Annotated in this window: 7 protein-coding genes; 4 read left to right on the top strand and 3 right to left on the bottom strand. The window is 73.3% G+C overall.

The annotated features are described in order from the left end of the window. Positions 1-254: 254 nt before the first annotated feature. Together WD341_RS05565 and WD341_RS05560 are read right to left on the bottom strand one after the other, a co-directional pair. Positions 255-1,283, bottom strand: a complete 1,029-nt coding sequence (locus WD341_RS05565; RefSeq protein ID WP_368424441.1) for a YeiH family protein — start codon at positions 1,281-1,283, stop codon at positions 255-257. Beyond that, positions 1,280-2,680, bottom strand: a complete 1,401-nt coding sequence (locus tag WD341_RS05560) for a M20 family metallopeptidase (RefSeq protein WP_368424440.1) — start codon at positions 2,678-2,680, stop codon at positions 1,280-1,282. The genes WD341_RS05565 and WD341_RS05560 overlap by 4 nt, the downstream gene beginning before the upstream one ends. Before the next feature lie 223 nt (positions 2,681-2,903). On the opposite strand from WD341_RS05560, the gene WD341_RS05555 reads away from it, so the two are divergent. From WD341_RS05555 to WD341_RS05540, 4 genes are all read left to right on the top strand, one after another. Beyond that, positions 2,904-4,031, top strand: coding sequence for a glycosyltransferase (locus WD341_RS05555; RefSeq protein WP_368424439.1), 1,128 nt, complete (start codon positions 2,904-2,906; stop codon positions 4,029-4,031). Next, on the top strand, positions 4,031-5,644 hold the full coding sequence (locus tag WD341_RS05550; RefSeq protein ID WP_368424438.1) for a glycosyltransferase family 39 protein: 1,614 nt from the start codon (positions 4,031-4,033) through the stop codon (positions 5,642-5,644). Before WD341_RS05555 ends, WD341_RS05550 begins: the two co-directional genes overlap by 1 nt. 65 nt (positions 5,645-5,709) lie before the next feature. After that, entirely contained in the window at positions 5,710-6,093 is a 384-nt protein-coding gene (locus tag WD341_RS05545) for a hypothetical protein (protein WP_368424437.1), read from the top strand. After that, positions 6,090-7,547, top strand: a complete 1,458-nt coding sequence (locus WD341_RS05540) for a methyl-accepting chemotaxis protein (RefSeq protein WP_368424436.1) — start codon at positions 6,090-6,092, stop codon at positions 7,545-7,547. Before WD341_RS05545 ends, WD341_RS05540 begins: the two co-directional genes overlap by 4 nt. A 21-nt stretch (positions 7,548-7,568) precedes the next feature. Here the strand turns inward: WD341_RS05540 and WD341_RS05535 are convergent. Beyond that, the coding region (locus tag WD341_RS05535; protein WP_368424435.1) for a UbiD family decarboxylase at positions 7,569-8,995 on the bottom strand (1,427 nt) is incomplete at its 5' end.

Raw genomic sequence — 8,995 nt, 5'->3', positions numbered from 1 at the left:
CAGCCACCCTTCGACAACCGCTCCCCACCAAGATCAGCCCGATTACGCCATCTCGCCATGAAGCGAAGCAAGCCTATCCGCAGGCTTCGGGAAGCGCGCCTGGTTCGACGGGCTCGCCGTGAAGCGTTGGAAGCCTTCTCTCAGGCTTCAGGTCGCGCTTCATGGTGAGCCTGTCGAACCAGAAGTGCGAGATGCACGAGCGAGTCCGGTGGGCCGCCACCCTTTCCCGCCGCGGCAGGCGGCGGGGGCTCGCCTCACGCCACGGCCAGCAGCAGGGCGAGCACGAGGCCCAGCATGAACAGCGTCTCGACGACGATGAGAGCGACGGCGCGGCCGCCGACCTGGAGCAGCGCCTTGATCGAGGTCTTCATGCCAAGCGCGGCGATCGCCGTGACCAGGCACCAGCGCGAGAGGTCCTGCAGGCCGCCCTGCACCGGCGCCGGCAGCAGGCCGAGGGAGTTGATCGCGACCAGGGCGATGAAGCCGAACAGGAAGCCGGGCACCGGCAGTCTGGCGCGGCCGCCCTCGGCCTTGAGCTCGGCGCGGTAGAGGAAGGCGATGGCCAGCACGGTCGGCACCAGCAGCGCGACGCGCAGCAGCTTGGTCACCGTGGCGACGTCGCCGGCCTCCACAGAGACCGCGTAGCCGGCGCCGACGACCTGCGCCACGTCGTGAATCGTGCCGCCGAACAGCAGGCCGGCCTGGACGTCGTCGAAGCCCAGCGCGGCGGTCAGCAGCGGGTAGAAGATCATCGCCAGGGTCGAGAGCGTGGTCACGCCGACCACGGCGAAGATGGTGTCGCGCTCGTGCCTGGGGTGCTTGGGCAGCACCGAGGAGATGGCGAGCGCCGCCGAGGCGCCGCAGATCGCCGTGGCGCCGGCGGTCAGCGTGCCGAACTGCCGGGACAGGCCCAGGCGGCGCGCCAGCAGGCCGCCGAGCAGGATCGTCGAGACCACGGCGACCAGCACGATGACGATCGGCGCCAGGCCCAGCTCGGCGATCGCGGAGGCCGTGATCCGGGCGCCGAGCAGCGCCACGCCGACCCGCAGGACCTGCTTCGAGGCGACCTGGATGCCCTTGGCGCAGCGCCCCTCCTGGCTCAGGAAGTAGAGCGGCATGCCGAGCAGCAGGGCGAACAGCATGACCGGCCCACCGTAGTGCTCGGACAGGAAGGTCGCGGCCAGGGCGACGATGATCGCGACCAGCAGTCCCGGGAAGAGCTCGGCCAGGCCGGCGAGCCGGCCGCGCAGGCCGCCGGCCCTGGTCCCGCCCGTGGCCGTCACGCGGCCCTGAGCGGGCTGTCGGCCTCGCCGAGGTCGTACCAGAGGCCGGCCATCAGGGTCAGGGCCTCGCGGCAGACCGGGCGCAGGACGTGCTCGTTGGGCGCGTGCTGGCTGCAGCCGGCGTAGGAGTGTGGGACCCAGACCGTCGGCATCGCGAGAATCTCGCTGAAGGCGTCGTTCGGGATGGTGCCGCCGAGGTTGGGCAGCAGCGCCGGGCGCTTGCCGGTCGTGCGCTCGAGCGAGGCGGCGGCGAAGCGCGCGGCCGGGTGGCCCGGGTCCAGGCGGGTCGCCGGCATCGGCGTGTCCTTGGCCTGGGCGACGACGACCTGCGGGAAGCCGGCGCGCTTGAGGTGCTCGGCGACCGCCGGCACGACCTCCTCGGGCGCCGTGCCGACGACGAAGCGCAGCTGGCAGACCGCCTCGGCGCGGCCCGGGATGGCGTTGACCGGCTTGGCCGGGTCGCCGGTCACGAAGGCCAGGATCTCCAGGGCGTTCCAGCCGTAGACCCGCTCGGCCGGGGTCAGGCCGGGCTCGCCCCAGTCGGCGTCGACCGCCGGCGCGCCGGGGCCGCCGTCGATCTCGATGTCGGCGAGGGCGGCGCGCACCGCCTCGGTCAGGCTGGTCGGGCGCAGCCGCTCGACGCGGATCGTTCCGTCCGCATCGACTAGGCTGGCCAGGGCGTTGGCCAGGATCGTGCCCGGGTTGGCCAGCGCGCCGCCCCAGTTGCCGCTGTGGTGGGCGCCCTGGCGCAGGTCGACGGTCAGGGTGAAGTTGATGACGCCGCGCGAGCCGAAATAGAGCGTCGGGCGGTCCGGCGACACGCGCGGCCCGTCGGAGGCGACCAGCAGGTCGGCCTTCAGGCGCTCGGCCTCGGCGCGGCAGAAGGGGCGCAGGCCGGGCGAGCCGACCTCCTCGCCGGTCTCGATCAGGACCTTGACGTTGTAGCCCAGCTTGCCGTCGCGCGCCTTCAGGGCCGCCTCAAGGGCGAGCTGGTTGATCGTGTGCTGGGCCTTGTTGTCGGCCGTGCCGCGGCCGTAGAGGCGGTCGCCGTCGCGGCTCAGGGTCCAGGGATCGCGGCCGTCGCGCCAGCGTCCCTCGTGGCCGCGCACCGTGTCGCCGTGGCCGTAGGTCAGCACCGTCGGCAGCGCCGGATCCTCGATCCGCTCGGCGACCAGGAAGGGCACCTCGTCCATCTCGGGGTTGTCGAAGGTCGACCAGGTGAAGCCGAGCGCGGCCAGGGCCGGGCCGACCTCGCCGGTCAGGTAGCGCGCGAGCTCGGGCCGCTGCTCCGGCTCCTGGCTGGTCGAGGCGATGGCGACGCGCCGCGCCAGGTCGGTCTCGAAGCGGCCCTCGTCGAAGAAGGCGGCGGCGGCGTTGACGGCGGTTTCGCGGGTCATGCGGGCTCCTCGTTTGGCGTCCCCTGTCTCGCCCGCGGCACCAGGAGGGTCAAGCGCCGCGTGCTCGGGGCAGCGTTGTCCGCCGTGACGGAAGCGGGTAGATATCGCCGGCGATCTTCTTCTGCCACTGCCGGCGCCTTCGGCCCCCCTGACACCGCCGGCGCCTCCGGCCACCCTGACACCGCCGGCGCCTCCGGCCCCTGGGATCCCGCTCCACCGCTCGATGACTTCCGCCCAGCCCGACACCGCCGCCCGCCGGGGCGTGCCGCTGCCGCCCTACGAGCTGACGGTGGTCGTGCCGACGCTCAACGAGCGGGACAACGTCCGCGCGCTCTACGCCGCGCTGGCGGCGGCGCTCGCCGGTGAGTCCTGGGAGGTCGTCTTCGTCGACGACGACAGCGACGACGGCACGCCCGGCGAGGTCGCCGGCCTCGCCGCCGAGGCCGGCAACGTCCGGCTCCTGCACCGGATCGGCCGGCGCGGCCTCTCGAGCGCCTTCATCGAGGGTGCGCTCAGCTCCACGGCGCCGGTGATCGCCTGCATCGATGCCGACCTGCAGCACGACGAGCGGTTGCTGCCGGTCATGCTGCGGACCATCCGCGCCGGCGAGGCCGAGGTCGTGCTCGGCAGCCGCTATGCCGCCGGCGGCGGCGAGGAGGGCCTGAGCGGCAACCGCAAGGATGTCAGCCGCTTCGGCACCCGGCTCGCCAACTGGCTGCTCGGCAGCCACGTCAGCGACCCGCTCAGCGGCTTTTTCGCTCTCGACCGCCGAACCTTCGAGGCGACGGTACGCCGCCTCTCGGGCATTGGCTTCAAGATCCTGGTCGACATTCTGGCCTCGGCGGAGCGGCCGCTGACCATGCTCGAGCTGCCCTACACCTTCCGGCCGCGCCACGCCGGCACCAGCAAGTTCGACTCCCTGGTCGGCGCCGAGTACCTGCAGCTGCTCATCGACAAGGCGCTGCGCGGCGTCGTGCCGGCGCGCTTCGTTCTGTTCTGCCTCGTCGGCGGCATCGGCGTCGGCCTGCATCTCGCCGTGCTCTGGGCGACCCACGACTGGCTCGGCTTCGCGGGCGGCCAGACCGTCGCCACCCTGGCGGCCATGACCAGCAACTTCTTCCTGAACAACTTCCTGACCTATGCGGACCGGCGCCTGAAGGGCTGGCGCCTGCTCTGGGGCCTCGCCAGCTTCTATGCGATCTGCTCGGTCGGCGCGGTCGCCAACATCGGCGTCGCCAGCTTCCTCCACGGCAGCGAAGGCGCCTACTGGGGCCTCGCCGGCCTCGCCGGGGCCCTGGTCGGCGCGGTCTGGAACTTCGCCGTCTCCTCGATCGTCACCTGGCGGCGCTGATGAGGGGCGCACCGACCGCCGCGGCTCTGACCGATCGCCTGACGGCGCAGCTGCGCCGGCGGCCCGTCCGGGCCTTCTGGACGGCGCTCGGCCTTTACGCGGCGGTCTGGTGGCTGGCCGCGGTGCTGACCCAGCTGAACCTGCCGCTCGACGCGGTCGAGATGCTGACCTGGGGGCGCGAGTGGCAGCTCGCCTACTGGAAGCACCCGCCGCTGCCGGCCTGGGTCCTGGACCTGCTGTACCGGCTCGGCGGCGGCAGCCACGCGGTGCTCTACCTGGCCAGCCCGCTGTTCGTGGCGCTGACCTTCTGGGCCGCCTGGCGGCTCGCCGGGCGAATCCTGCCGGCGCCGCTCGCCGCCCTCGCGGTGCTGCCGCTGGTCGGGATCGTCTACTACGGCTTCACCTCTCCGGAGTTCAACCACAACGTCGTCCAGTACCCCTTCTTCGCGCTCTTGCCGCTGCTGCTGCACCGTGCGCTGGCCGGGACACCGGCCAGCCGAGGAGTGGCTGGCCGGGGGCCGGCTGGCTGGAGTGCGGTGGGGCGCGAACGCGACTGGCTGCTGCTCGGCCTGGTCGGCGGCCTGGCGGTCTATGCCAAGTACTCGACCGCGCCGCTGCTGCTCGCGGTCGCGCTGCTGCTGCTCTGCCATCCGGCCGGCTGGCGCGCGCTCGCGAAGCGCGGGCCCTGGCTGGCGCTCGGCGTCTTCCTGCTGGTCGCGGCGCCCCACGCCGTCGCGCTCTGGACCATCGACTTCCTGCCGCTCGGCACGCCGGCGATGCGCGCTGCCCAGGCCGCGGGCTGGGTCGAGCGGCTGTGGTATCCGGCCTGGTTCGTCGCCGGGCAGCTGGTGAACTGCCTCGGGGCGCTGCTGGTGCTGGCGGCGCTCGCCTTGCCGGGGCGGAGCGAGGCCGGCCTGGGCAACCCGCGCAGCGCGCTCGGCTTCGACCGCTTCTTCGTGCTCTGGATGCTGGGCCTGCCGCTGGCGATCGTGCTGGCCTACTCGCTGCTCGCCGGGCAGGAGCTCGAGACCATGTGGGGCGCGCCCTACTTCGCGCTGCTCGGGCTCGCCGGCCTGCTCCTGCTGCCGCGCGCGCCGAGCCGGCGCGGGCTCTTCGCCGCCCTCGGGCTCGCCGTCCTGCTGGTCCTCGCCGGGCTCGCCGGCTACCTCGGCAAGAACCTCTTCGAGCCGCTGACCAGCGGCCGCGGCATGCGCGCCCAGTTCCCCGGCCCGGCGCTGGCCCGGGCGCTCGAGGCAGAGTGGGCACAGCTGTCGGGCGGCGCGCCGCTGCCGACCCTGGTCGGCAGCTTCTGGCTTGCCGGCAACGCCGCCGCCTACGGCGAGCAGCGGCCGCCGGTCTTCATCGAGGGGCGGCCCGAGCGCAGCCCCTGGGTCGATCCCGCCGCCCTCGCCGAGACCGGGGCGCTCCTGCTCTGGCGGGAAGACGAGGCCGGGCGGCCGCCGGGCTGGCTGGCAGCCTGGCAAGGCTCGCTCTGTCCGCAAGGCGAGCTGGTGCTGGCCTGGCAGAGCTGGATCGAGCTGCCGCCGGTGCGGGTCGCCTGGGCGACCTATGGCGGCCGCCACTGCGACCGGCCGCCCCTGGCCGCGCGCTAGGTCCGCTCGAGCCGAACCCCGCGCGATTTAACAGGCTGTTCATCTTGCCGGCCTAGAAAGCCAGCATGAAAATCCTCGCGCGTGCCCCGAAAGAGCGTCCGGCGGGCGGCAAGGCTCGCGCCCTGCTGCCGGCCGCGGCCCTGCTGCTCTCCAGCCTGCTGGCCGTTCCGGCCCTGGCGCTGCGCCAGCCGTCGGCCGGCCAGGAGGTCGCGTTGCTGTTCCCGCCGGGGACGCCGGCCGAGTCCGCGCTGCGCGCCGTCGCCGCGGCGGACGGGCTGGCGGTGCGTGCCGGCGGCTTCGACAACCTGCTGGTCGCACGCTTCCCGCACGACCTCGGCTGGCCGGCGATCTGGAGGCTGGGGGCGCTCGCCGCCCTCGACCCCGCCTTCGCCGGCGCCTGCGCCGCCGATCTCGAGACCGCTTCGACCAACCAGGGAGGCCGACCGTGAACGCCTTGCATTCGATCCGCCGACAGGTCGCCCGCACGGCGGTCCTCTATCTCTGGCTCCACGTGCCGCTGATCGCCGTCGTCGGCCTGCTGCTCGGGACCGGGAGCCTCGCGCCGGCGGCGCTCGCCGGGGCCTTCGCCCTGGCCGCGACCCTGGCCTGGCGCTTCGACGCCTCCGGCGAGGCGGCCCGGCCGGTCGCGGGCGTCGCCCTGGTCGTGATGATCGCGCTGCTGGTCTACGTCTTCCGTGGCCATCCCTGGCAGGTCGACCTGCACATGTACTTCTTCGCGGGCTTGGCGCTGCTCGCCGCCTTCTGCGACTGGAGGACCCTGCTGGTCGCGGCGGCGGCCATCGCGCTGCACCACCTCGGCTTCAACTTCCTCTACGCCGCCGCGGTCTTCCCCGGCGGCGCCGACTTCTTCCGCGTCGTCCTGCACGCCGTCATCGTGGTCGTGGAGACCGCGGTGCTGGTCTGGATGACCTTCCAGCTCAATCGGGCGCTGACCAGCAGCGAGGCGGCCCTGGGGCGGGCCCAGGCCGCCGAGGCCGAGGCCAAGCGCGCCTCCGAGGCGCGCGAGCAGGCCGAGCGCGAGGCCGCGGTGCGGCGCAAGGAGGAGCTCACCGAGTTCGCGGCGGGCTTCGAGCGCAGCGTCGCCCAGGTCGTCCAGGCGGTCTCCCAGCAGGCCGAGGGCCTGCGCCTGCGCAGCGAGGACCTGTCCCAGGCGGTCGCCGCCATGGGCGAGCGCAGCGAATCGGCGGCCGGGCGCACCAACGGCGCGGTCGAGGAGGTCGGCAACGCCGCCGCGGCGACCGAGGAGCTCGGCCGTTCGATCGACGAGATCGCCGGTCGCGCCGCCGAGGCCGGCCGCATCAGCCAGGAGGCGGTCGCCAACGCCGAGGCGACCGACGCCACGGTCCAGGCCCTCTCGGCCGCCGCCGAGAAGATCGGCGCCGTAGTCACGCTGATCTCGGACATCGCCGAGCAGACCAACCTCTTGGCGCTCAACGCGACGATCGAGGCGGCGCGCGCCGGCGAGGCCGGCAAGGGCTTCGCCGTGGTCGCCTCCGAGGTCAAGAACCTGGCTACCGAGACCGCCAAGGCGACCGAGGAGATCGGCCAGCAGATCGCCCAGATGCAGGGCGCCACGGGCGAGTCCGTGCAGGCCATCGCGCGCATCCGCCAGACCATCGAGAAGCTCGACGGCGTCGCCGGCGCGATCGCCGCGGCCGTCGAGGAGCAGTCGGTGGCGGTCAAGGAGATCGGCGGCGGCACCAGCCGCGCCGCCGAGGGCGCCGGCCAGGCCGGCCGGGAGATCGTCGAGCTCGGCGCCTCGGCCCGGACCGCGCTCGGCGCCGTGCGCGAGAACGCGGCGGCCTCCGAGACCCTGGCCGACGCGGTCACCGAGCTCGAGGCCCAGGTCGGCGACTTCCTGCGCCGGGTCCGCGCCGCCTGAGGCTTCGCGGTCGGGGCTAGCCTAGCCCTTCCAGATCGCCTTGCCGCTGCCGGGCAGGCCGAGCCTGGGCCAGAGCGCGTCGACGCGCTCGACCACGGCGGGGTCCATGCGGATCTCGCGCCCCCACTCGCGCCTGGTCTCGGGCGGCCACTTGTCGGTCGCGTCGAGGCCGATCTTGGAGCCCAGGCCCGACTCCGGGCTGGCGAAGTCCAGGTAGTCGATCGGCGTGTTCTCCAGGACGGTGATGTCGCGTGCCGGGTCCATCTTGGTCGAAACCGCCCACCAGACGTCCTTCCAGTCGCGCGCATCGACCGTGTCGTCCACGACGATCACCCACTTCGTGTACATGAACTGCCTGAGATAGGACCAGGTGCCGAGCATCACGCGCTTGGCGTGGCCCGGATAGGCCTTCTTCAGCGCGATCACGGCGATCCGGTAGCTGCAGCCCTCGGGCGGCAGCCAGAAGTCGACGATCTCCGGGAACTGCTGCTGCAGCAGCGGGATGAAGACCTCGTTGAGCGCCTCGCCGAGCACCGAGGGCTCGTCGGGCGGTCGCCCGGTGAAGGTCGAGAGGTAGATCGGCCGCTGCCGGCGGGTGATCGCGCTGACCGTGAAGGTCGGGAAGGGCTCGACCGAGTTGTAGTAGCCGGTGTGGTCGCCGTAGGGCCCCTCGTCCTCGTAGTCCTCCAGGCTGACGGTACCCTCGAGCACGATCTCGGCCTCGGCCGGCACCTTGAGCGGCACCGTCCGGCAGTCGACCAGCTCGACCTTGCGGCCGCGCAGCAGGCCGGCGAACTGATACTCCGACAGGGTCTCGGGCACCGGCGTGACCGCCGCCAGGATCGTGCCCGGGTCGGCGCCGAGCACGACGGCGGCCGGCAGCGGCTCGCGCCTGGCGGCCTTCCAGCGGGCGTGGTGCTGGGCGCCGCCGCGGTGCTTCAGCCAGCGCATCAGGGTCCGGTTCCGGTCCAGCAGCTGCATGCGGTAGATGCCGAGGTTGAAGTCGTCCTCGCGCTTGTCGCCGGGGCCGCGGGTGACGACCAGCGGCCAGGTGATCAGCGGCGCCGGCTCGCCCGGCCAGCAGGTCTGGATCGGCAGCTGGTGGAGGTCGACCTCCTCGCCGGTCAGCACGACCTCCTGGCAGGGCGCGCCGCCGCCGAGCGTCTTCGGCTTCATCGCCATCACGGTGCGCAGCAGCGGCAGCATCCCGACCGCCTCGCGGAAGCCGCCGGGCGGCTCGGGCTGGCGCAGGAAGGCCAGGGTCTCGCCGACCTCGCGCAGCTGGTGCGGCTCGCGGTCCATGCCCCAGGCGACGCGCTCGACCGTGCCGAAGAGGTTGGCCAGCACCGGCATGTCGTAGCGCCGGCCGCCGGGCCCGGTGACCTGCTCGAAGAGCACCGCCGGGCCGCCCTCGGCGAGCAGCCGGGTCTGGATCTCGGTCATCTCCA

It is taken from the genome of Tistlia sp., assembly GCF_040905785.1.
Taxonomy (GTDB): Bacteria; Pseudomonadota; Alphaproteobacteria; order Kiloniellales; family DSM-21159; genus Tistlia.
This window is presented reverse-complemented; position numbering and strand designations above follow the sequence as displayed.